The organism is Rosenbergiella metrosideri (assembly GCF_022602565.1).
Lineage (GTDB): Bacteria > Pseudomonadota > Gammaproteobacteria > Enterobacterales > Enterobacteriaceae > Rosenbergiella > Rosenbergiella metrosideri.
The window spans coordinates 92996-116981 of sequence record NZ_JALBCV010000004.1; the positions used below are offsets into that span (position 1 = coordinate 92996).

A 23986-nucleotide genomic window follows, 5' to 3' on the forward strand; every position below is an offset into this window, starting at 1 on the left:
TTTATCTAGCGCGTCAGTTTAGGAAGGAGTGCTTGAATATCAGGTCTTAATGCTAATAAGGTCGGATTCATCGTTACCTTGTCGATGAGAAGCCTAAGGTTTTACGCTCACTGGTCGACAAGGATGTGGCATTTTTGCGTAAAGGTATTGTTGAAGATTAATAAACGGTAATTTAGCACCAAACTTTAGGGGTTACGAGGGTCGCCATCCTCAAGCGCACGACGACCCGCAGAGATTAGAAAATTGACAATGGGTATTGAGCAATGACGCGAATTTCATTCCCGCCAGCATTGTAGTCAGAGGCGTCAGACGAAACACGTAATACTGAGTAACGGATCCCTATCTGTAGATTTTTGGCGAAACCAGAAGGGATCTTATATTGGATCTGGTTGAAGAACTCATGCTCATGACCGTTACTGGAGGCCGAGGTTTTAATGTTATCGCCGCGCACATAAGCCACGTCATAGCGTAGTCCTTCAATACCTAATCCCGCGAGATCCACGGAATAAGCGGCTTGCCAAGAGCGCTCGTCCTCACCGTTAAAGTCAGACCAGTAGGAGTTCGCTAACCAAATCGTGTTACCGCCATCACCGATTCCACCTTTATTACGGTAACCGCCATACATATAACCGCTACTACCGGTATTCTGTTGGTAAGCGACTTTAAAAGTATGGATATCGTAGGTATAGCTAGCCGCTAGGCTCCAAATAGTATTGCTGCGGCCGCTACTGATACTGTCGGCATAGGCTTTATCGAGGCGGGAATTATAGCCATTGAAGTCCCAGACCATCTTCTGCTTTTCGTCGAATGGTTGGGTATAGGTAAAGCCTAAATACTGTTTGTTATCGACATCTTGCACATGAGACGCATAGACCGAAGCAGTGAACTGGTCATTAAAGACGTATTTCACGCCACCAAAGGCGATATTATCTAAGCCAGAGTCTTGGCTTTCGGCGCTTTTGCGCTGCTCGGCAGTAAAGTAACCGCCGGTAATATCCAGACCGTCGATCTCTTGAGAATCCAGCATAAAACCGGTGTAGGTTTCAGCTAACAGACGAGAACTGTCCGACGTCAGAATAGGTAGGGTTGGCTGTTGTGTACCGTAACTGAAAACGGTATTGGAAAAACGCATTTTCGCTGTCGCGCCAAATTTCGCCAAATCTTTCTTCGCGCGGCCATCACTGTCTTGCGAAAAGTAGTCTATTCCCCCCGCACCACTGCGTCCACGACCACCATCCAGACGGACGGCGTATTGACCGATGGCATCAACACCGAAGCCTACCGCACCTTGAGTAAAGCCGGATTTATAGGTACCGATAAAGGCCTGACCCCATTCGCGACGTGTGCGTACCCCTTCATCTTTATAATTACGATTGATCATCGCATTTTTAATCATAAGATTAAGGTGGCTATCTTCGATAAATCCGTTACTTTCCTGTTGAGACGCTGCAAAAGCGGGTTGGGCGACCAACATCGCTAAAAAACAAAAAGAAAAAACCTTGTTCACTGTGTCTGCCTATTATGTAAATTTATATGAATTTTTATAGGTAAGTTTTACTTACTTTGACAATCTAGCATTGTTAATCCAGTTTTAAAAAGCATTAAAACTTTTTTTTTATTCTTTTTTTCGATAGCTACCACCCTGGAATAGCACCACCTTTAAACAGTCGCTCTGCGGCTTTTGCCACCTCAGGTGACTGATAAGCTTTCACAAACTCCTGCACGTTTTTCGCTTGGCGGTTATCCTCGCGGCTAACAATAATATTGACATAGGGGGAGTGCTTATCTTCGATAAACAAGTTGTCGTGCAACGGGGATAACCCTGTTTGTTGGATATAGGTGGTACTGATAATAGCAATCGCTACCTTAGGATCATCCAATACGTGCGGTAACTGCGCCCCTTCCAACTGCAGAATGGTCAGATGCCGAGGGTTTTGGGTAATATCCAATGTGGTGGGTAAAAGTCCTTTACCCGGCGCCAAGCTGAGTAGCCCCTGCTTTTCTAACAGCAGTAGCGCCCGCCCTAAGTTAGTCGGATCATTGGGTACTGCAACGGTCGCATAATCCTTGAGCTGCGACACAGAATGAATATGACGAGAATAGGCCGCAATCGGGAAAACGAAAGTATTACCTACCGCAACTAAATGATAACCATGGGCAGCATTATCTTGCGCCAAGAAAGGTCGGTGCTGAAAGACATTGGCATCCAACTCTCCATGATTCGTTGCATCATTGGGCAGTATCGACCCGCTAAAACTGACTAGATCTACTGTTAAACCGTATTTCTGTTTCGCGACCTGTTTCGCGACTTCAGCTACCTGCTCTTCCGCCCCGGTGATCACACCCACTTTAATCTGAGACATATCTTCTGGCGCTTGATCACATGCCGCCAGCAAGCAGCCCGCAAAGAGTAATGACATTAGTTTTAGGTGGCGCATCAGGGTTCCTTAAGATAGTGGTCACGACACAAGTGGAAGTTTAGGCATCTAGACATCCAAATAAATCTAATCAATCTTTGAGGCTGATGCAAGTGAAAGAGCTGAAGGTCTTTTCATGATCAGGCCAAGGATGCCGGAAACCCTTGATGTCTTGCGCTTATATCCATTACGACTAAGCTTTTCGCTTATCGTTTTTTAACAAACCAAACGGTTACTGTTAGGCTCAAACGCTACCCTTTCGATTCGCACTGACGCTAAGGCTGCTAAGATGTCGTTGAACACTGAGGAATTTTCGACCTACCTAACCGATTTTCGCCACGAACTTCATCATTTTCCGGAGCTTTCGTCACAAGAAGTGGAAACCACTCGCCATATCCGCCAACAACTTGATGAGCATCAAATACGGGTGCTTGATTTACCGCTTAACACCGGATTAGCGGCAGAAATGGGACCGGTAGACAGGCCACTTTTCGTGATTCGCTCAGACATTGATGCGTTGCCGATTGAAGAGCAAGCTGATGTCAGTTATCGCTCTGAACCCCCTGGCATCATGCATGCCTGTGGTCATGATTTTCACAGTACCGCCGCCTGAGGCGCAGCGATCATCTTGAAGCGACAAGAGGCTCAGCTGTTGGGCCGGGTCCGTATTTTATTTCAAGCCGCCGAAGAGATTGGCGTGGGCGCGCAAGAGATTATTGCTAGCGGTGCATTGGATGAGGCTTTTGCGGGAGTCAGTCTCCATAACGATCCCTCCCTCCCAGCGGGCACTATTGGCTGTTAAGGCGGTTCCTTAACCGCGGCCGTCGACTGTTTTGCTCTAAGTGTTCAAGGAGTTGGGAGCCATGCGGCAAAGCCTGAGCAGAGTATCGATCCTATCGTTATCGCTAGCCAGCTGGTCGCCAGTCTGCAATCCATTATTAGTCGTGATATTCCGTCGGCGGATAATGCCGTCGTCTCTATTACCCAGTTTCATAGCGGTAGCGCGTGGAATATTATTCCCGATAAGGCATGGTTAGAAGGCACGGTCAGAAGTTTTTCTGTTCAAGCGCGGGAGAGGATTCAACAACGTTTCCAACAGATTATCACCGGCTTTTCTGCCGCGTTTGACGTCAAGATTGATCTCGACTGGCAGGCTGGTCCTCCTTCAATGGTTAACGATCCGCACTGAGCGGCATTTGCCTTAGCACAGGCAACAAAAAGTGGTTTGATCGCTAAAGAGGTCGATGCCAGTCCAATTGGCGAAGACTTCGCCTATTATTTACAGCGTACCCCCGGTACGTTTGTGATGGTCGGCACCGGAGAGCAACACCCGCTGCACCACCCCGCTTTCAAGATAAACGACCACGTTCTCCTGCCCACCGCCCACTATCTGGCCGATTTTGCCATCGCTGGATTAACCGCATACCGCGCAGGGTAATGCCCCCAGAAGGGGGCATTAGGGAGATTAGTGCGAAACATCTGCCCCGAAGTATTTCTGGGAGATTTTCTGATAGGTACCGTCTTTTTTCAGCTCTGCTAAGGCAGTATTAATGGCGGTTTGTAACGACGTATCGTCTTTACGCATTAACACACCCGATGCACTGGCATTCTCTTCCGAGGCGACGACTTTCACGGGCGCATTCGCACGGTGTTTTTTGAAGTCGAGATAAGAGAGGTTATCGTTGACCGTTGCATCAGCGCGGCCTTGTACAACTAAATCTACCGCTTGATTAAAGCCGTCGGTATTCACCAATTGCGCACCATATTGACGAGCAATTTGTGCATAATTACTGGTCAGGGACTGCGCAGAGTTTTTACCTTTAAGATCACTAAACTGATGGATGCTGTCGTTATCACTTTTAACGATCAGTACCGCTTTAGATGCAATATAAGGCGCAGAGAATGCATATTTCTTCTGGCGCTCTGGGCTGATACCGACTTCATTGATGACCACATCATAACGTTTTGCATCCAATCCCGCGATCAGACCATCCCATTTACTTTCGACAAAGACGGGTTTCACTTTAAGCTGTTTAGCAATCGCTTCACCAATCTCCACATCAAAACCAGTAAGGTCTCCCGAGATAGTATGAAAGGTAAAGGGCGCATAGGTGCCTTCTGTACCGATCTTCAATTGGCCTGACGATTTTAAGTTGGCGAGAGTGTCTGCCATCGCTGAGCTTGCGAAGGCAAAAGGGACTAACATAGCGGCTAGTGCAAGAGAACTCTTTTTCATAACGACTCCTGGTAAATTAAGTCGGGCTGCCAGCAGGCAAGCCTTCCGTTAACGTGGCAATATACTCTGCCGTGCGTGCTTTTTGCGGGGAATGGAAAAGCGTAGCCGAATCTGCCGTTTCGACAATCTCTCCTGCTTCAAGGAAAATAGTCTGGTTAGCGACCGAGGCGGCTAACCGCAGGTCGTGCGTCGCCATCAGCATGGTCGTCCCTTCATTGGCGAGCTGACGGAGTACCGCCACCACTTCCGCGGCTAATTCTGGATCCAAGGCTGACGTTGGCTCATCACATAGCAAGACTTGTGGTGAGGGAGCCAGTGCTCGAGCAATGGCGACGCGTTGTTGCTGCCCACCGGATAAGGTCGCTGGCTGTACATCACGTTTGTGCGAGAGGCCGACTTTTTCAAGCAGAGCATCCGCACGGGCTATTGCTTCCGCTTTCGGCATCCGATGTACGATAATTAACCCTTCCGTAATATTTTCCAGCACAGTTTTATGGGGAAACAGGGCAAAGTTTTGAAATACCATCCCCGTCTGGCGGCTAATTTTCTGAATGTCTCTTGAGCGTGGCGGTCTACGCGTAAATACCAATGTCTCCTCACCCAGTTGCATTTGACCGGACTGAGGAATCTCAAGCAGATTAGCACATCGTAATAATGTACTTTTGCCACTCCCTGACGGGCCAATGAGTGCAGTCACCGAGCCTTTCGGTAGCGTCAGGCTAATATCCTTCAGGACATGGTTGTCCTGAAAATATTTATTAATTCCCTGTAATGAAATCATTGCGCTAATCTCCTGTCACGGTTTCACGTGAGAAATGCTTTTCAAGCTTATTTTGTAATACAGAAAGAATTGTGCTGAAAAATAGATAGATAAGCGCCGCTTCAATATACAAAATCAATGGCTGATACGTTACCGCAGCAATACGCTGTGCGGCCAAAAACATCTCTGGTACGGTGATCACCGAGGCTAAGGAAGTATCTTTTACCAACGAAATAAAGGTGTTCGATAGAGGTGGTACCGCAATCCGCGCCGCCTGAGGCAAGATAATGCGTACCAATGCTTGACGCCAACTCATACCAATCGAGTGCGCCGCTTCCCACTGACTGACCGGCACCGATTTAATGGTCGCACGAATAATCTCAGAGGAATAAGCCCCGATATTTAGCGTAAAGCCGATCACCGCTGCCGGAAAAGCAGAAATGGTAATCCCGGCGCTCGGTAAGGCATAAAAAATTAAGAAAAGCTGTACTAACAGCGGCGTACCGCGGAATAACCAGACGTAAAAACGGACAAAATATTGTAGAGGCTTAGGCCCGTACAAGCGGGCAAGTGCCACTAGGAAACCGAGCGATAGACCCAGTACAAAGGCTATCAGCGTTAAGGGTATCGTAAAAGTCAATCCGGCATGTAGCATCGGCCAGAATGATTCCGCGGCGAGATTCAGCCAATCTGGCACAGTCCACCTTCCATAGGAATTAGTTAAAAAATTAACACTATCGTTATCGATAGCCACTCTCTCTATTTTAGGCAGTAAATGAAAGGAGGGAAATATCATTTCGGTATTGATTTAGAACAAGCCTTAACCCTCTATGCTTTTTGAATCGAAAGTGATGAAGAAATCGCCACATCGGCGTAGAAAGTTGGAGATCTGATTGGCATACAGTGAACTGTACAAGTTACCTAGAGAAGGGATAAGGGTGGCTTTTGAGGACTATAGTGGGGGATAAGAGCGGATGATTTTGTTACCTAACTATCAACAGGTCTAATAATAGACTGCTACGAGGGTATTCCATAATTTGAGCTTAAGCCTGCTTTGCCTACTCAGTCATCACCCACACCGTGACATTCTCTTTCCTAAGGTGTAAGGGGTAATATTCGTGTGCCACAAATTAGTTCAATCATAACCCCTCCTCTATTTGTATAAAAAATGGCTAATTGTCCAACCTTTCTCTCTGACGATTACGCCAAGAGTGTATTTCTTATAGGTATAGGTCTTATTAACCTTATCTTCAGTCAGCCTATACATTTCACATTCGTAACGAAAATACCCAGCTTTTCTCTGCGGATCAGGCATCCTACGACCCTAACGAATCGCTCTTTCCTGAAGTTGTAAAGGCACATATGTTCCGGATTATGCATATGCTTGGCGCCAGTTTCTGTCATTTTTAGATTACGACCGGATAATCCCAGCTTTAACCGACCACGCAGTAAGCTGACTATGCTCTGGCTAAGTCTTACGCGCTTTGTAAAAACGATCTGCCCGCCAACAATACGCGAAAAACACCGATGGCAAGGAGCGTGATATCGAGTGGATCAATGAAAGGTGATACTAACGGTGCTTCTTCGAGTGTCACTAAGACGCCTTCGGCATCATAAATACGTCCAAAACCAGGAGCCTATGAAACGGAATAGCCGATACTCATTCCGTTCTCATCATCCGTAATAGGGTTTACATTATTAGGTTATTCTATCGGCTAATGAAACGCTAACATTAACGCTTAATTTTTAGCGCATGAGTAATTAATTATTGTAGATATTATCCACCTATTTTATGAAATATTCTTATAATATTATTCAACCTTGCCGATAAAATCTCTGCAATATATGGTTCACAGGTCACTCTTTATAACTTGGATTAACTCAGTCCCGTTTGGGTAGCTGCCGGTTATTCGAACGCTTAAGCTCTTAACTCAGTTGTTCAAAGCGACTGACCAGGCTATCAATAAAAATACGGGTTCTTGAAGGCATCAAGCGTGTCGCAGGGAATACTACCCATACCGGACGTTTTTTACTCTGCCACTCGGGCAACACTCGGACTAATTCCCCTGATTCAACATAATGCTGTACCGAATGGGCGGCAATCCGAGTGACTCCCGCACCGCGTAGTGCAAGATTAACCAGGATATTGGGGGAGTTTGCCACCGTTTTAATCGATAATTCACCCTGCCAGTGGCGTTGACCGCTTATTAAGCTCAATGGCGAAGTGTCACTGTGCAGACGCAGCAAAGGATGAGCGAGCAGATCGTCCGGCTGACGAATCTTTGCCGCGTGATATAAATAACTCGGTGCCGCGTAAAGTCCTAATTCGAAATGCCCTAATAATCGCGCGGCGAGCGAGGCATCATCAGCTAAGGCCCCAATCCTCAAGGCAAGATCAAAGCCTTCTGCGATTAAATCGACTCGCCGCTGCGAAACATCAATATCTAGGGTAATCTGCGGATACTCTGCAATAAAGTCCGCCAAAAACTCGCTAATTAACGCTTGAGTAAAATCACCGGGTAGGGAAACCCGTAATTTGCCACTGGGCACGATATTTCGATGTTCGATTAGTGCATCGATTGCAGTAATCTCTGCAGCAATCTGTTGAGTATGCCTGAGTATCGCTTGCCCAAAGGGGGTTATTGTCATTTTACGGGTGGTGCGAATAAATAAGCGCTCACCCAGCTGCTGCTCGACGGCGGCGATACGCCGAGACAGCGTGGAGGCTGGGATATCGAGCCTATCAGCCGCTTTGGTAAAACTGCCTTCCTCCGCAATCCGCGTAAAGATCAGCAAATCGTTAGCATCGATACGCATTTATTATCCCAAATTTGAAATTATCTTACTCATTCTAGCCATTTATTCCAGCCTCTGCGAGCGCTAAAGTCTGTCGCTGACAATGACCTCCAGCCAAATAATAAGGACCTTTATGCAATATTTCTCCTTTACTCGACAACAACCGAGTGTGCTACTCATCGCCCGAATCTCACTGATGTTACTCTTTGTTATTTTCGGCTATCAAAAACTGATTCACTTCGGCGGCACCGTCGACTATATGAAGGCATTAGGGACCCCCTTGCCGACAGTTGGCGCATTGATTGCGGTAGTCCTCGAATTCTTTGCAGGCTTGGCAATTATGCTGGGCTTTTTTACTCGACCCATCGCAATCATTATGGCGATCTACACCTTGGCTACCGCGATTATCGGTCACCCTTTCTGGTCGATAAGTGGCGCAGCACAGATGGCAGCAGAGATTAATTTCTACAAAAATATCAGTATTATTGGCGGGCTGTTACTGCTATCTGTCACCGGAGCAGGACCTTACTCTCTCGATAAAAAGTAGTTTATTAACACGCCCTTCTTCTGGCGGAGGGCGTGTCGACTTACTCTCCCTGCGTTTGATAAAAGGCGCAGAGCTTATTCCCTGTTGGATCACGCAAGTATGCCACGCATTTACCGTCTTCACGGATATGGGGTGCCGATTCAGCGCTACTCCCGCCATGGCTGATCCCCGCCTGATGCCAAGCATAGACCGCTTCGCTACTTGCTAACTCAAAACCAATAGTCCCGCCATTCGCCGCTGTAGCAGGCTGGCCATTAATCGGAAGAGTAATAATGAAACGCTGCTTTCCCTGCCGATAAAAAGGACGCTCGAATTTGTCTATCCCCTGCTCGTCGAGTGGCATATGCGAAAAAATCGCATCATAAAACCGCTGAGCAACGGCAATCTCCTTAGCACCGACCACAACATGGCTATACATAACAACTTCTTAATAATGAGTGAGCCGACTTGGCAACCCGATAAGATAATAATTGATATTAGTTCGCACTGCTCGCTACGGGGCAGTTTATTGACTATGCTATTTTCTGACCGCTGACGTCTGGGTAACCCTTTGCACTATAATGCTAGGGAGTCAATTGGCCCAATCATAATCTGTTAACAAGGATTAACTGAATGCCGTGGTTTATTAATCTATTAATCGTTGTCGTCATGGTTCTGGTGATGGAGGTCGTCGCCACCGCAATGCATAAATATGTGATGCATCGCTGGGGCTGGGGATGGCATCAATCTCATCATGAAACACGCCACGGGATCTTCGAAGTTAACGATCTTTATGCGCTGGTATTCGCTGGGATCGCCATCGCACTGATCTTTGCCGGAAGCCATGGGATCTGGCCACTGCAGTGGATCGGCGCGGGAATGACTTTATATGGCGTGATCTACTTTATTCTGCATGATGGCTTGGTCCATCAGCGCTGGCCTTTTCGTTATGTTCCCCATAAAGGTTATCTACGCCGTCTTTATCTGGCTCACCATTTCCACCATGCAGTTAGAGGCAAAGAAGACTGTGTCTCATTTGGCTTTATCTACGCCCCTCCGGTGGAAAAAATTCAGGCTCAGCTTAAAGACAATAAAAAACGCCAACGTGCTAGGGTCGCTGCCACAAAGCGGCAGAACGCGGAGTCTTCGCCTGTAAACGACTAAACACCACATCCCCCGCGGCAGCGATTAACATCAGTAATTTTTCCCACTTAGCTGTCGACAGTCGCTGCTGCCATGCCCCTGCTCCCGCCTTTTTCACTCTCCGTCCAATTTCTCGGTAAACACGCCGTGCCGTCGCCACCGCCCAGGCTGAACGTAACGGTAAAGCTGGCAAGCCTTGATAGGCAGAGTGGTAATAGGGATCAGCATAGTCCACTAGCCGTGCCGCGACACGGCTCAAGGCTTGACGGTGCTCAGGTGCCGCGAAATTGTCGAGGCTTAATCCTTCCTCCCTTAACCACTGTTCGGGAAGGTAGCAGCGCCCCGCTTCGGCGTCCTCCACAATATCTCGGGCGATATTCGTGAGCTGGAATGCTAAACCCAGATCGCAGGCGCTATCGAGTGTGGTCGATGATTTTGCCCCCATAATCTGCGCCATCATCAACCCGACCACCCCCGCGACATGGTAACAATAGGTTAAAGTCTGGTTGAGGGTAACGTAGTGTGTTTGTTCAACATCCATCGCATAACCTTGCAGATGGTCGAATGCAAATTGTTGGCTTAAACCATGTTCATTAATGACCTGCTGTAACGCGGCAAACGCCGAAATCGCTTGAGACTCCCCTGCGAAAGCACTGGCGGTTTGGCTACGTAGATCGGCTAACCGTTCTGCAACCGTGTCGGCAGCGGGCTGCTCAGTACGAAAGCCCAGGACTTGGTCGTCGATTGTATCGTCGCAATAACGACACCAGGCATAGAGCATTAATACACTGCGTCGCGTCGCCGGATCGAAAAGTGTGGAAGCCGCAGCGAAACTTTTCGATCCAACTTCCATTGTCTGTTTAACATGTTCATCTAGATCGCGATTATCCATGATTATCCTCAATCATTAAGCCAGCCGTCGCCTTTGCCGAACCGAGCACGCCGGGCACCCCTGCACCGGGATGGGTACCTGCACCGACGAGATAAAGATTTTCTAGCGTTTTATCGCGATTATGCGGACGGAACCAAGCACTTTGCGTCAAGATAGGTTCGATCGAGAAAGCCGATCCTTGAAATGCCTGTAACTGATCCCGAAAATCGAATGGCGTAAACATTCTATGCACCACTAATTGACTACGCAGGCCAGGCATATAATGCGTTTCGAGGTAAGCGAAGATCTTATCCCGTAACTTAGGGCCCTCCACCTCCCAATCCAACGCCGCGGTACCGAGATGAGGCACGGGAGCTAAGACGTAATAACTGCCACAGCCTTCTGGGGCAAGGGACGGGTCGGTCACACAGGGGGCATGCAAATAGAGGGAAAAGTCCTCTGCCAACCCATCGTGGTGAAAAATTTCATCGATCAATTCTCGGTAGCGAGGACCAAAACAGACAGTATGGTGGGCAAGCTGATCATGATGATGGTTAAGCCCAAAATAGAGCACAAATAACGAGTTACTCATGCGTTTTTTAACCAGTTGCTCAGCATATTCCGCCGAAGGCTGATGTTCTCGTAATAGATGACGGTAGGTATTCACCACATCGGCATTGGAGGCTATCGCGGCGACGCTAAATTCACGACCATCTTCAAGGGTTACCTGAGTAATACGTTGCTGGGCGCAGGCGATTTGATCCACTTTGGCATTAAGTAGCAACTCTCCCCCCAAATCCTGAAATAATTTCACCAATCCTTGCACTAAGGCACCCGTTCCGCCACGCGGAAACCAAACGCCCCACTCACGCTCTAAGGCGTGAATTAGAGTATAGATTGATGAGGTAGCAAAGGGGTTGCCCCCGACGAGTAGAGAGTGGAAGGAAAAGGCCTGCCGCAGGTGTTCGTCTTGAATATAGCTCGCGACTTTACTGTATACGCTTCGCCAAGCTTGTAGCCTTCCCAATTGTGGGGCCGCACGCAGCATATCTTTGAAAGAGAGAAAGGGGACTGTCCCGAGTTTTAAATAGCCCTCTTTAAAAACCGCTTGCGAGTAGGCAAGAAAACGCTGATAACCTTGTACATCTGCGGGGTTGAACGCCAAAATCTGACGGTCAAGTTCAGCTTGATCGTTGTCATAATCGAAAACTTTACCGTTCTCCCAGCAAAGACGATAAAAAGGCTTTACCGGCAGCAGTTCGACATAGTCCTCAATATGTTTCCCGGCCAAATCAAACAGTTCAAATAGTGCCGTGGGGTCGGTGATAACCGTCGGTCCCGCATCAAAGGTAAATCCCTGTTCTTGGTAGACGTAAGCACGACCGCCCGGTTTATCGCGCTGTTCCAATAATAGCGTAGGGATGCCCGCAGCCTGTAAACGAATGGCTAACGCTAATCCACCAAATCCGGCACCGATAACGATTGTTTTTTTCATTCTCTCACTCATTTTATAAGCGGTGTAATAATGGCTTTTATCGCCGCGATCACCGGTACGGGAGGTTTGCCACTGACCAGACGGAGTTTATCCCACAGTGTTAACTGCCCCGCATAAAAACGAGTGATCAGCGGAGCCTTAAGACGATAGAATCGTTGCATCACTTCCCAACGCTGCGTCGCAGGGCCGGCAAGAAAAAGCATACGGTTTAATAGGCGAAAGAAATACTGCTTTCGCCATGATTGGCGTGAAAATTGGTAAGTCAACGAGCGTAAGCAAGGGCTGGTCATACAAGACATCTTCGCTATTTCATCGGCTAACGCTACGGCATGTGGCAGTGAATAGCCGGTGGTGGCATGATAGAGATTTGCCCGTAAGCCACTGGCGGCGAGAGGCTGCCCCGCCCAAAAATGGCTGAGTTTCCCTGCTAAAGCGATCGGTAAATTTCCGTACTCTTCGCGTAATAGGGTCATCAATTGCCAGCCCTGATCCTTAGCATACTCGCTGATATTTATTCGTCCGCGGTCCAAAGAGAGATCGGCATGATCGATATAGTGCGTATCTTCGATCAACAACTGATCTTCTGTCAGCGGTAAGGTGTAGACAAAGCGATACCCTTGTTGCTGATCAACCGTGGCATCCATTAAAATTGGCCGTGTCAGTCCATGGGGGGCGGCGAGCTGCCAGACTTGCCCGACAAATGCTTGCACACCAATCGCCATCGACTTGTCGGGGCGGAACCCTCGACCATCAATCACAGCATGCGAAAAAATTTCCCGTCCATCCTCCAGCTTAACCGAGTGCTCGCTCAGCGTTCTCACCGCGGTTCCGGTCATAATCTGTCCGCCTAAGCGGTCGGTCAATTCGGTGGCGAGCTGCTCGGAAGTCAGAGTGTAATAGCCTCCGGCCAGAGTACGGCGTAACGTTGGAAAGCGGACATCATAGCCGGACCAGCGATAGCGAATATAAGGCGCTAACCATGCAAATTGACTCTCCGTTAAATCATCACCATGGAATGACCAAGTATGATTTCCTAACGGCTGGGCTTCGGCTTCAATAAGCAGTAACGAAAGCTGGGGCTGTTGGGCCTTAAGTCTGAGCGCGATCAGCGTATTGGCTAATCCTGCGCCGACCAAAATCAGATCGTAATCAGCCATGTTCACCTCTGGCAACGACCGGTTGCCCACCGCGTAACGCTTTACTGGCTAATAAGGCGGCCTGAACGCTGCCTCCCGCCTGATCAATCGATTGTTGCAGGCGCAAAAGATTAGCGGCTATCTCTGGCTGCTCACGTAAGTGGCTAAGTTGCGATCCCCACGATTTACTGCTCGCAAAACGGGATAACTTCTGCCCTACCCCGTGATGCACGACACGCGCGGCAACTCCGGGTTGGTCAAATGCCAGCGGCATGACCAATAACGGGGTTAAGTGCTGAATACTGTCCAAAACGGTGTTCATTCCCCCATGAGTAATCGTGATATCTGCGGCGGCAATCGCTTGTGGCTGATCGATAAAATCCACCACCTCGACACCCGCCGTTTTTGCTAAGGCCGCGCTTTGTCCTGCCGTTAACCCACCACAATGGGCGATCAGTAAATCAGCCTGAGCGTGCTGACAAGCGGCAATAAGCTTCTTAAACACCGAATAACGATGCCCTTGCAAGGTGCCTAATGAGGCATATACCTGACAACGCTGAGGACTTGCAGCAGAAAGCGGTGTGGGGAGCGTCGTCTTCGCCCGTAAAGGGCCGACGCAGTGGAAATGCTTAGGTAATTGATGACGTGGAAAATCAAGTTCGGGGATTAACTGGCTTAATTGCGCTAACGGCGAAAAACAGTGATGAAGCTGGGTTATCCCACTCAGGCCAAAGGCTTGGGCATAGGACGCCACAACGTCATCGTGTTTACGCATCATCCAGTCGTAGATACGCTCACTGGTTTCATAGCGCTTATAGGCCTGTGCAGTTTGTTGATAAGCGAACGGCATAACCGCCAAAGGTAATCCCGCTTCGCGATTCAACGGAAGCGCACAAGCGACCGAGATATAGGGTAGATCCAGTTTCTTTGCTACTAGCGCACCGCCTGGCTCCATCTGATCGACAATAAGACCATCAATCGATAACGCTCGGCAGGCTGCAGGCAATTCGCGACAAAATAGTTCGGTGCTTTTCGCCATATCGCCAATCAGACCAAACAGTGAGGCACCAAAAGGCTTCGCTGCTAAGGATAACGTATGGCGTAATGTTCCCGGCGGGTGGGTCTGCGCCCCCAACGGGTAAAAGTTAATGGCTGACGAGCGAATCAGGCTACGGACATCGGCTTGCTGAAAAAACGTAATACGGTGACCTTGTTCAATCAGTGCCAACGATAGCTGTTCAAGCGCATGAATATGGCTAAAGAAAGGTGGAGCAATGACCGCGTAATGACTCATCGACGTTACCTAGCCCACCGTAGCAAGTTTTTGCGCAAACCACTGTTCGACAAATTGCTGAGTTTGTCGGCTGTGCTGGCAGGCTTGCGAAAAGTGTAGGCTGACATTTCCAAGATGATCGCGCAGCTGCTTTTCGCTTTTTCTCGCACCAAATAGATTAACCCACGTCGATTTTCCAATATCTTGATGAGGGTCTTTACCTGTAAACAGCGAGCCATCCGATAAATCGTCGAGCAGTTGAAAGGCTTGGCCTAGATTAAAGGAGCAGTGGCGGAGCTGTTCACGTGTCGCCTCGTTAGCCCCTACGGCGATAGCGGCCATCTGCAATGCAGCACAAAATAGCGTACTGGTCTTATAGTGATTCGTCAGCGCGATCGCTTCTGGAGTCCGAGCGTTCTCCCCTTCGCTTAAATCTTGATACTGGCCTTCTACTAGCCCCTGTACCCCAATCGCATGGGAAAGCTCAGCAACCGCAAGATTCTTGGCCGAATCGCTGATTCCTTCCGCTTGGCTAATAATCTGAAACGCCTTACTTATCAAGGCCACCACGGCCAATAGCGCCACCGCCTCACCGAATTTTCGGTGCACGGTCGGTTGGTTACGACGCAGCTGGGCATTATCCATGCAAGGCAAATCATCCATGATCAGTGAGGCGGCATGGACAATTTCGATCGCACAAGCAAAATCGAGTAACCCCTGTTGCGACGATCGGTATCCTAAATCTTGTGCTGTCAACAGCAGCAACAGCGGCCGTATGCGTTTACCGGGCGTTAAGGCCCCCTCGCGCATCGCCAAACTGACTTTTTCACGCTCAGACGGGTTAGGAAGTAGGTGATCTAATCGTTGTTCTATCGCGCTAAGGGTGAGCGTAATCGGATCGGTCGCCCTTCCTTCGCTCTTTTCAGTACCGATCGACATAGCCGCCCCTTCTTACAAACAGGTTAAAAAGTAGAATATTTTTCATCACTTTAAGCGTAGCTGACTCAGACTAAAATGTTAGTGAAAAGATGAATTTAAATCACTTTTTACCGTCAGCTGAAGGCGGTCAAGAAGCTGATCAATATTTGCCGCAGAAAAGGGGGCTTGTTGGAAAAAAATAATCTGCCCCTTAGCTGTGGTCGCGATGACTGCGGCACTCTCAGGCTGAAGATGCCACTGGTGAGCCACCACCCCACTGCTATCTAAAACAAAATGGCTTGATGGTGCGTTTTTTTTACTATTCAGGATGCTGTGTTCAACAAAGGGCTGGCTCCCCCAGATACTGTCGTCGGTATTAACGATGGTCGTCAAGCCAACCTGTTGATTCACCCACGGCGTGCGGGCAAGTCGTGTGACGACAGGATCAAGCTGCTGTTTAGCCGCCAAACGCCCGGCAACATGAATAATCAATTGAGGGCGTGATTGGGGCCACTGTACCTGCCAGGGTTGACGGATATCGCCTCCTTTACCGAGCATAATTTCGCCCCCCCGTTGTACGCTAACGGCGGGCACTAAGCTCCCCACGCGTGGCAGCTCGGCACCTGCCATCTGCCCGACAAACAACAGCCCAATGAGCAAGGTGATCTTAAGGCCCACTCTTTTCATTACTCAGTCCACTTTAGCTAGGATCCTAGCGTTAAGCATAGCTTATCCTTATCACTGCGGTGAAGTAACGGATTGAGCAACCGCTGGCTGTCGGCTAATTACCCTTTTTTCAGGCTGTAGGAGTGCCATGGCGCAGAGACTGAATACTGCCAAGCTTCCCGTTGCCCAGAACATGGCATCGTAACCGTAATATTCCGCCAACGCGCCACACAGCATGGGCGAAATAATGGCAGAACTATTGGCTATCGCTAAGGTCATCCCGCTGTAAGCACCCACCGACGATTTTGGTGTCACATCAATAACCACTGACCAATAAATATTATTAATTAATGCATTAAAGGCATTACCCAACGTCATTAAGGCAATAACCGCCGCCGCTGAGCCAACGGAAGGGATCGCAAGGAAGCAAGCTGCCGCCCCGGCCAGACTGACTACCGCGAACAGATTGCGTGCCAGGCGTAAATTTCTATAGCGTTTCAAAAGATAATCACTAATCTTCCCCCCACAGAGTACGGTGATTGCCGCCCCGCTCCACGGAATCATGGCGATATACCACAACGCGTGTAAATCGTAATGGAAGGTATCTTGTAAATACTTGGGCATCCACGTAACTAAGGTGAAGGTAATATAAAGAAAGCTAAAATATCCGAGTGCATTACAGACTAAGGTCCGGGAGGTAAAAAACTGCCACCACGCGAGCTTTTCGTCGACAAACTCTGCACTCTTCTGGTTTGTAAGGATATAGCGCTGTTCGGTGGTACTGATCCTAGGATGGTCGGCAGGACGATTATAAAAGCCTTTGCCAAAGCTAATCATGACGAGCAGCGAGCAACATCCCAGTACGATAAACATTGATTGCCAATGTCCGGTTAATAACATCAAGCCTACCGCGATTGGCGCAGTAAGCATTGCACCAATTTGTGTACTGAGTAGGCCAATGGAGAGTGCAGCCCCGCGTTCATGATCCGGCGCCCAACAAGCAATCGTTTTATTCATCAGCGCATACGCAGGCCCTTCACTGACCCCGAACAGTACGCGACATAACGCAAAACCCATTAAGGCAGAGCCACCAAATAGCGAGATACCGAGTTCCCCCGCCCAAGCGGTCATGATTTCTAAACAGGACCAACAGATGCCGGCAATAAGCCATATTTTGCGGGTCCCGTAACGGTCAGCAAGAAATCCGCCACAGAGTGACCCAAGCAGATAGCCAATCCCGAAGTAGCCCAGTAATGCACCGAGGGCGACCTTACTGAGGTCATAGTGCTGAGCAATCGCCGAGGCGGCAAAAGAGAGTGCTCCCCGGTCGATATAGTTAACTAAAGCCACTAAAAAAAGCAGTCCATAAATACGATATCGGTACTGTGACATTAGGCCGACCTCTCGCTTTGCGTAAAAGAGAAAGCTAGCAAGTGGCGTGCCAACCCGACTATTCGGACGGCTAGCACTATATAAAGTCATCGTCATGCGCTTAGCTCACATCAACTTTTACTGCGAGAGATATCACAAACTACGGGGAAGTTTATCGCCGGTCCTGCCACTTAAGGTTACTGATACAGAGAGTTTCCTCCTATTGATTGTCGATGCGTAGCTTTATGCCACAAATCAATAACGCGAGGCTAAAAACTCCGTATAGTTTTTCAGCGGTTAATCTTTACTCGCCTTCTTCAAGGAATTGAAAATGATGACGGATATACTCACCTTTCTCTTGGCAGTTACCCCCCTTGCCCTATTGATTATTCTTATTTTGATGTGTCGCGTCGCGGTGCACTATGCCGTATTGATGACACTCATCGTCACTTGGTGTGTTGCTGGATGGCACTTTGAATTCCCGTTACAAGCCTTGAGCGTAGCGTCGCTTTACGGAGTCACTAAAGGGTTATGGCCGATTGTGATCGTTATTTTTGCCGCGATTTATGGCTATAACCTTATGCTCGAAAACGGCAGTATGGCTGTAATTAAGCAAGCTTTAGCGGCCATCAGTGATGATAAACGAATACAAGTGTTGATTATCGCTTGGGGATTCGGTGGATTTCTTGAAGCGGTGGCGGGTTATGGAACCGCTGTCGCCATCCCGGTAGGAATCCTGATCGCATTAGGCATTTCGCCCCTTAAAGCGGCTGTCGTATCGTTAATCGCTAACTCTGTTCCAACAGCCTTTGGTGCGGTCGGTATCCCTGTGATTATGCTGGCCGAACAAACCGGCTTGGCCGTACAAACGCTAAGTACGCATATTATCCTGCAGTTAGCTGCCTTTAATATTCTTCTCCCTTTTGTATTGGTGGCAATCATTGGGGGCGGCGTTAAGGCTATTCGTGGTGTATTCTGGATTACGCTCTGTTGTGGCGTTGCGTCACTACTTCCTCAATACGTGGTGGCGCGCTACTTGGGTGCAGAATTACCTGCTTTCGCTGGCAGTTTAGGCGGCTTGATTATTACCATTATTCTTGCTCGCCATCAAAAATCTGATCGCGCCACAGAGGGAGTCGCCTTCCCCACACTGTTTAAGGCCAGCGTCATTTATCTCTTCACCTTTATCTTTATTGTACTCTGCTCGCCTCTCTTTCCAGCGATTAAGCAGAGCTTAGGCGCGGTCTCGAGTCAGGTAGCTTTCCCTTTAACAGCAACAGAAACGCTAAGGTTAAAAATCGAGTGGCTTATCACCCCCAGCGTACTAATATTGCTCGCATCATTGATTGGCGGCGCGATTCAGGGAAGCCGACCGCAAAAGATGCTTAGCCTACTCTTTACCACCTTCGGCCAACTAAAAAAGTCTATCGTTGCAATTGTAGCGATCGTTGCCATGGCAACCGTAATGGATAAAAGTGGCATGATCACTGTAATCGCCACAACTTTAGTTGCGACGACAGGCGTTTGCTATGTCTTTATCTCACCCGTGATCGGGGCATTGGGGACCTTTGTCACCGGCAGTGATACCAATGCGAATGTCCTATTCGGTAAGCTACAGGCAACGGCGGCACAACAGTTAGGTGTTGATCCCCACGCTCTCGCCGCGGCGAATACAGCTGGAGCAACTGGGGGTAAGATGATCTCTCCTCAAAGTATCGCGATTGCAGTGTCGGCCAGTAAACTCGAGCATCTCAGCGGTGATATAATGTCCACCACCTTGAAATATTGTTTACTTTATATTTTCCTATTAGGAATATGTATCGGCTTGTTTTACACAATCTAAGGGAAATTGAAAATATAGGTTAATAATCCCATCTCAATTAATAATAAAGCCAGATCACATCGGCTTTATTATTATTGAAAACACTCTTTTTATTTTTTAACAAATGAAATAAAAACTTCCTGTGTCGATGAGTTAATTTTATCCTGTTAGTAAATATTGCATGTTTATCCATTATTTATTATGTTAATAATTCTAATCTTGGTAGAGAAACACTACTCTCGCTCCCAGAGCAAGAAAGTTAATCTCTATCATAATGATCAATTCCATAGGTTATTCCAATCAATAAAAGATCACCCTGTAAGAGAAATAAAATACTCAACAAGATATATAATTATATTTATCAATGAGTTAATTTACTATTCAATCTTATTGAGTATTTTTATATTTTAACTTCTCGACAAAAAAACTCTCACTGTCCAACCATCACTAAAAGTGAGGTGGCTCTTCTCTATTTATTGATGTAAAAGCACTGAGTACTGCGTATGATCGTTGGGTATTCTCTGAAAAGGTGACTTAATGCCGAAAATTATCTCAATCGTACCAGAAGTTGAAATTATATTTAGTCTTCCACGCGGAAAAATAATTCAAAATAAAAGTATCATCTATCTTCTCGCCCAGTATATTGGCGCGACAGTAAGCATAGAAAAGATAAATAATGCTCAAGAATTTTCTGTAGCAGCGGAAATGGAAAATTTAGTGATAATTATCAATCACGATGACGTTATTTTTTTTGCTGAACAAGATTATGAAAAAATTTATCGCCTTAATTAGTCGGCTACCCTATTGATAACAAACGTTGATCGCGAGTAGCGTTATAATAGCTAATCTTATTTTTGATGCCCTTTCAAGGAAGGGTTAACTTGTCACATAAACCACGAAGTATTGTGTTGCCAATCCACCACTGTCTCCGTTTTCACTCGCAAAAATAATGGTTTAAACCAAAGATCCTCGCGGAGAAAAAGCGATAGGGCGTGTGCCATTATCGCTTCTCCCTGTTAACCACATTATTTTGAGAAATTCGCGCTAATGCGTTGCTGCAGATACGCTTCAGCAGTGATCGGTGGATATTTACCGGCCGGCCCGACGATTTCAATCTCTTTATTGGCTTGGCAGAAGAAGGCCATACTATAACGTGCGCCTTGGTACTCATCGGCAAGCGGGCTTCTTACGCGGTGAAAATTAGACGGTAGCTGATCGTCGCTCCAGCGCATCAGCATATCGCCAATATTACAGGTAATCACGTCTTCACGCGGTTCGATACTGGTCCATTGTTGACTCAGGTGCTCTTTACCCGGACAGACTTGTAGTCCACCCTGTCCAGGGCGTTGGAACAATAACGTCAAACAATCAAAATCAGTGTGAGCCCCCGCTCGCCATAGCCCTGCTTGAGACTGTTCCGTGGCGTAATAATGGAGGAGTCGTAATGTGCTTTGGTAACTCGTTTGGGAAGGGTCGTGCGCCTGAGTAAAGAACGCCTCGGGAAAGCCTAACTTTAGCGCAAAACAAGAAAGAATGTTCATCCCTAATGCCCAACACTGAGACTCAAATTGCAGCATGTCTGCTTTAAACCCGGCAAACTCCTGTTCAGTGGGCCAAAGTCCCTCCATCCTAGGGCGAGTTATTTGGTATGACTCTTTTTGATCGGCGGTCTGGGTCGAGGGCCGCACTTGTGATTTATTCTCCCAACCGGCATTTTTACTTAATGGATATTGGGCTTTGATCTGCTCAGGTAAAGAAAAAAAGGTTTCCGTGAGTGAAAAGGCGTGGTGAATATCGTTTAACGGGATGCCATGATGACTTACCTGAAAAAAACCGATATCCGTTGCCGCCGCCCAGAGTTGATCAGCAATTTCTTCTTTTCTCTGGGCGAAATTGGAGAAATCGATACAGCGTACCTCGCGAGTAAAGGTTTCCTCGCCAATACCGCCCATTTGTGCCTCTTTAACCAGTTCATTCATTACCGCTTTTTGACTGTTAGTGGATACGTTCATGGTACTTTCCTTAACATTAAGCGCTATGCCAGTGCATGGTGCTGGAGTTTTTTGACCGCTAGCCGGGCATCGGCCTGCATTTGATGAAGATCGACGTTGGCCAGATTGTCGTCTTGCACGACACAGCGACCATTAATCAGTAACGCTTTAAGGTGCGCCCGACCTGCACAGGCGACCGGTGCGATGGCACTGTCATGCAGACCAAAATATCGGGGATCATCAAGTTGATAAATTGCAATATCTGCCGCTTTGCCGACTTCAAGTGTGCCGCAGGCGGTTAAGCCCAAAATATTCGCCCCCCCTGCCGTGCCCCACCTCACAACATCTTCAATGGTGGCGGCATCCGCCCCCCCTTCGAAGCGCCCTCCCTGCAACCGGGGAATAGCCATCATCCCTTTACGCGCGCGCTGTAATAGCCATGCGGCATGTGCCTCGCTCTGCATATCTGCCGCTTCATTTGATGCGGCCCCATCCACCCCCATCGATACGGTCACTCCTGCAGCTTCTAACGCTATGATGTCTGCGATACCACTTCCCAATCGGCCGTTACTTTGCGGGCAGTGCGCGATGCCCGTACCACTTTCCCCTAACAGCTGAATCTCTTCCTGCGAGAGTTTAACCAGATGAGCAAACCACACGTCCGAGCCTATCCAGCCCTGTTCTGCACAAAATTCGACGGGTGAGCTCGAAAATTTACCGTATGCCGCATCGGTATACTCCACAGTTTCAGAAAGGTGACTGTGCAGTTTAATCCCCAAGTGTCGAGCATGAGCCGCCATCTCTTTCAATTGACTCGGTGTGGTCGAATGGAGCGGGGTAGTCGGTGCCATAACAATTCGTTGGAAACTGTTTTCACTCGCGTCGTGATAACGCCCGACCAGACGTTCAATATCGCGCAAATAGTCATCATAATTTTCAGGCTGCAGAGCCGCTGGGAGAGATTGTTCAATGACACGACTTTGAGTCGCGCCCCCACGACATAGCACCATTCGCATACCTAAGGCTTGTGCCTCCTCAAACAGGATTGCCGAACTGTCAAAAGGCATCCTCGGCCAATAAAGGTAGTTATGATCTGCGACAGTGGCACATCCTGAACGCAGTAACTCGACTAACCCAATCCGTACCGCCAGTCTAAACGTTTCTTCATCAAATGCGGCACGAAAACGGTAAGGGGTGACGCTTAACCATGAGGTAAGGCTGTGGTTAAGACCTTGTGGTTCGCCCTTAAGGAGTGATTGAAAGAGATGATGATGGGTATTAACCCACGCAGGATAGACAACACAATGTCGAGCCTCTATGACTTTTTCATCAGGGAGCGCATCAAGATGCCCGATGGCCGTAATGATTCCTTGTTCGATACGAATATCAGTCCCAGGGTGGCGAGCCTCTGCTCCCTTAAGCCCAGTGAGAATAGCTTCTGCCTGTTTGATTAAAAGGGACATCATTTTCTCCTCTCTACTGAGCCTTAATCTGTAAACCACTGACTAGCTCTGTGGTATAAGCCTTTTTCCAATCTGTGGCTGGATCGAGTAAATGACTACTCACCATAAAATCGCGTGTTTTCTGCCACCGTTGGTCTGTCATGATGCCTAATCCTTGAGTGGCTGCATCGCCCCCATCAATGAGATGATGTTGCTTAATTTGCGTGACTCCCCACTGCAGTAACCCATCGCTCATTTGCGGATTTTCTTTTTTAATTAATGCGTTACCGGCAGTGGGATCCTTAAGGTAACTGACCCACCCCTCCATTGAGGCCTTGATAAATTGTTGTAAGGCGGCACGTCGTTTCGCGATTTCATCTGGACGAGTAATTAAGATCCCACCGTAAGGGGGATAGCCTTGCTCCGCGAAAAGAAAGAAGTGGTAAGGTACGCCTGCTTTTTTGGCTTCATAAACCTCAGAACTGACATAAGCCTGCTGGGCGAGATTTTTATCCGCGATAAAAGGCTGAATATTGAAGGTATAAGGGCGTACTTGATTATCGCTAAGTTGATACTTATTTTTCAGCCAAGGCCACCAAGTGGTCTGTCCGGAACTTGAGACAAGCAGCGTTTTATTTTTGAGCTGATCTAACCCTGTCACATCGTCATGGGTGAGTAACCCCTGTGGGTCTAATTGGAAAGGGGCGGCAATCGCCTGTACAGGAAGTCCCCGTTGTACAGCCGACAATAACTGTAAATCGTAGCCAATGATGACATCCGCACGCTGCGCTAATAGTAATTGCATCCCATTAATTTGTGGGCCGCCCGATTGAATATGTACATCTAAACCATAGCGTTTATAAATACCTGTCGCGAGGGCTTGGTAATAGCCCCCCTGCTCGGCTTGGGGATTCCACGACGTTAATAAATTGAGGGTCTGTAACGGTTGAGAAAATGCGTGGCCACTGATCATAGCCAGCGATAGTGCGAGGGCAGATAAAGGGTATCGTAATGCCATAATGAACTCTCCTGATCATGCGCGAAGAGGACGCGGTATAAGCTGTTCAGCGCCCCATTAACGCAATAAACAATGCGAAAATAATTGCTGAGCAATGTCCTGCGC

21 protein-coding genes and 1 pseudogene are annotated in these 23986 nt (G+C 48.0%); 5 read left to right on the forward strand and 17 right to left on the reverse strand.

From position 1 onward, the window contains the following. Positions 1 to 235: 235 nt before the first annotated feature. Both MKR94_RS06085 and MKR94_RS06090 read right to left on the reverse strand, forming a co-directional pair. Complete coding sequence (locus MKR94_RS06085; RefSeq protein ID WP_422047508.1) at positions 236 to 1507, reverse strand: OprD family outer membrane porin; 1272 nt, start codon at positions 1505 to 1507, stop codon at positions 236 to 238. Positions 1508 to 1634: 127 nt separating this feature from the next. Further along, the gene (locus MKR94_RS06090; RefSeq protein ID WP_241646134.1) at positions 1635 to 2438 is read right to left on the reverse strand and encodes a MetQ/NlpA family lipoprotein; all 804 of its coding nucleotides are present in this window, start codon (positions 2436 to 2438) and stop codon (positions 1635 to 1637) included. A 268-nt stretch (positions 2439 to 2706) separates the two neighbouring features. On the opposite strand from MKR94_RS06090, the pseudogene MKR94_RS06095 reads away from it, so the two are divergent. Beyond that, positions 2707 to 3855 (forward strand): annotated as a pseudogene (locus tag MKR94_RS06095) (amidohydrolase). Positions 3856 to 3882: 27 nt separating this feature from the next. Here MKR94_RS06095 and MKR94_RS06100 read toward each other — a convergent pair. From MKR94_RS06100 to MKR94_RS06115, 4 genes are all read right to left on the reverse strand, one after another. After that, positions 3883 to 4653 (reverse strand): amino acid ABC transporter substrate-binding protein, encoded by a 771-nt coding sequence (locus MKR94_RS06100; RefSeq protein WP_241646135.1) that lies wholly within the window; start codon positions 4651 to 4653, stop codon positions 3883 to 3885. A gap of 16 nt (positions 4654 to 4669) precedes the next feature. Next, a complete protein-coding gene (locus tag MKR94_RS06105; RefSeq protein ID WP_241646136.1) occupies positions 4670 to 5434 on the reverse strand; it encodes an amino acid ABC transporter ATP-binding protein in 765 nt (254 codons plus the stop codon). A 4-nt stretch (positions 5435 to 5438) separates the two neighbouring features. Next, the gene (locus MKR94_RS06110) at positions 5439 to 6110 is read right to left on the reverse strand and encodes an amino acid ABC transporter permease (protein ID WP_338328009.1); all 672 of its coding nucleotides are present in this window, start codon (positions 6108 to 6110) and stop codon (positions 5439 to 5441) included. Positions 6111 to 7339: 1229 nt separating this feature from the next. Then, entirely contained in the window at positions 7340 to 8230 is an 891-nt protein-coding gene (locus MKR94_RS06115; protein ID WP_241646137.1) for a LysR family transcriptional regulator, read from the reverse strand. 112 nt (positions 8231 to 8342) lie between these two features. Here MKR94_RS06115 and MKR94_RS06120 point away from each other — a divergent pair, with 112 nt between their 5' ends. Further along, positions 8343 to 8756 carry a DoxX family protein gene (locus MKR94_RS06120; RefSeq protein WP_241646138.1) on the forward strand — a complete coding sequence of 138 codons (414 nt, stop codon included), beginning with the start codon at positions 8343 to 8345 and terminating at the stop codon, positions 8754 to 8756. A gap of 40 nt (positions 8757 to 8796) precedes the next feature. On the opposite strand, the gene MKR94_RS06125 is transcribed toward MKR94_RS06120, so the two are convergent. Continuing rightward, positions 8797 to 9174, reverse strand: coding sequence for a VOC family protein (locus MKR94_RS06125; protein WP_241587125.1), 378 nt, complete (start codon positions 9172 to 9174; stop codon positions 8797 to 8799). A gap of 194 nt (positions 9175 to 9368) precedes the next feature. On the opposite strand from MKR94_RS06125, the gene MKR94_RS06130 reads away from it, so the two are divergent. Next, a complete protein-coding gene (locus MKR94_RS06130) occupies positions 9369 to 9899 on the forward strand; it encodes a sterol desaturase family protein (protein ID WP_241646139.1) in 531 nt (176 codons plus the stop codon). Here MKR94_RS06130 and MKR94_RS06135 read toward each other — a convergent pair. From MKR94_RS06135 to MKR94_RS06165, 7 genes are all read right to left on the reverse strand, one after another. Continuing rightward, complete coding sequence (locus tag MKR94_RS06135; RefSeq protein ID WP_241646140.1) at positions 9844 to 10770, reverse strand: phytoene/squalene synthase family protein; 927 nt, start codon at positions 10768 to 10770, stop codon at positions 9844 to 9846. The two genes, MKR94_RS06130 and MKR94_RS06135, sit on opposite strands and share 56 nt — an antisense overlap. Continuing rightward, positions 10763 to 12244 carry a phytoene desaturase gene (locus tag MKR94_RS06140; RefSeq protein WP_241646141.1) on the reverse strand — a complete coding sequence of 494 codons (1482 nt, stop codon included), beginning with the start codon at positions 12242 to 12244 and terminating at the stop codon, positions 10763 to 10765. Before MKR94_RS06140 ends, MKR94_RS06135 begins: the two co-directional genes overlap by 8 nt. Before the next feature lie 8 nt (positions 12245 to 12252). After that, complete coding sequence (crtY, locus tag MKR94_RS06145) at positions 12253 to 13401, reverse strand: lycopene beta-cyclase CrtY (protein ID WP_241646142.1); 1149 nt, start codon at positions 13399 to 13401, stop codon at positions 12253 to 12255. Then, on the reverse strand, positions 13394 to 14674 hold the full coding sequence (locus tag MKR94_RS06150) for a glycosyltransferase (RefSeq protein WP_241646143.1): 1281 nt from the start codon (positions 14672 to 14674) through the stop codon (positions 13394 to 13396). The genes crtY and MKR94_RS06150 overlap by 8 nt, the downstream gene beginning before the upstream one ends. A gap of 9 nt (positions 14675 to 14683) precedes the next feature. Continuing rightward, a complete protein-coding gene (locus MKR94_RS06155; RefSeq protein ID WP_241646144.1) occupies positions 14684 to 15592 on the reverse strand; it encodes a polyprenyl synthetase family protein in 909 nt (302 codons plus the stop codon). A 78-nt stretch (positions 15593 to 15670) separates the two neighbouring features. Further along, the gene (locus tag MKR94_RS06160) at positions 15671 to 16258 is read right to left on the reverse strand and encodes a YtfJ family protein (RefSeq protein ID WP_241646145.1); all 588 of its coding nucleotides are present in this window, start codon (positions 16256 to 16258) and stop codon (positions 15671 to 15673) included. 51 nt (positions 16259 to 16309) lie between these two features. Next, positions 16310 to 17629 (reverse strand): MFS transporter, encoded by a 1320-nt coding sequence (locus tag MKR94_RS06165; RefSeq protein WP_241646228.1) that lies wholly within the window; start codon positions 17627 to 17629, stop codon positions 16310 to 16312. 313 nt (positions 17630 to 17942) lie between these two features. On the opposite strand from MKR94_RS06165, the gene MKR94_RS06170 reads away from it, so the two are divergent. Both MKR94_RS06170 and MKR94_RS06175 read left to right on the forward strand, forming a co-directional pair. Beyond that, positions 17943 to 19451 (forward strand): L-lactate permease, encoded by a 1509-nt coding sequence (locus tag MKR94_RS06170; RefSeq protein ID WP_241646229.1) that lies wholly within the window; start codon positions 17943 to 17945, stop codon positions 19449 to 19451. 516 nt (positions 19452 to 19967) lie between these two features. After that, positions 19968 to 20222, forward strand: coding sequence for a hypothetical protein (locus MKR94_RS06175; protein ID WP_241646146.1), 255 nt, complete (start codon positions 19968 to 19970; stop codon positions 20220 to 20222). Positions 20223 to 20455: 233 nt separating this feature from the next. On the opposite strand, the gene MKR94_RS06180 is transcribed toward MKR94_RS06175, so the two are convergent. From MKR94_RS06180 to MKR94_RS06190, 3 genes are read right to left on the reverse strand one after another with little or no spacing between them, the layout of a single operon-like run. After that, a complete protein-coding gene (locus MKR94_RS06180; protein WP_241646147.1) occupies positions 20456 to 21442 on the reverse strand; it encodes an isopenicillin N synthase family dioxygenase in 987 nt (328 codons plus the stop codon). Positions 21443 to 21465: 23 nt separating this feature from the next. Continuing rightward, on the reverse strand, positions 21466 to 22884 hold the full coding sequence (locus MKR94_RS06185; protein ID WP_241646230.1) for an amidohydrolase family protein: 1419 nt from the start codon (positions 22882 to 22884) through the stop codon (positions 21466 to 21468). A gap of 13 nt (positions 22885 to 22897) precedes the next feature. Then, positions 22898 to 23836 (reverse strand): ABC transporter substrate-binding protein, encoded by a 939-nt coding sequence (locus MKR94_RS06190; RefSeq protein WP_241646231.1) that lies wholly within the window; start codon positions 23834 to 23836, stop codon positions 22898 to 22900. Between the last annotated feature and the right edge of the window lie 150 nt (positions 23837 to 23986).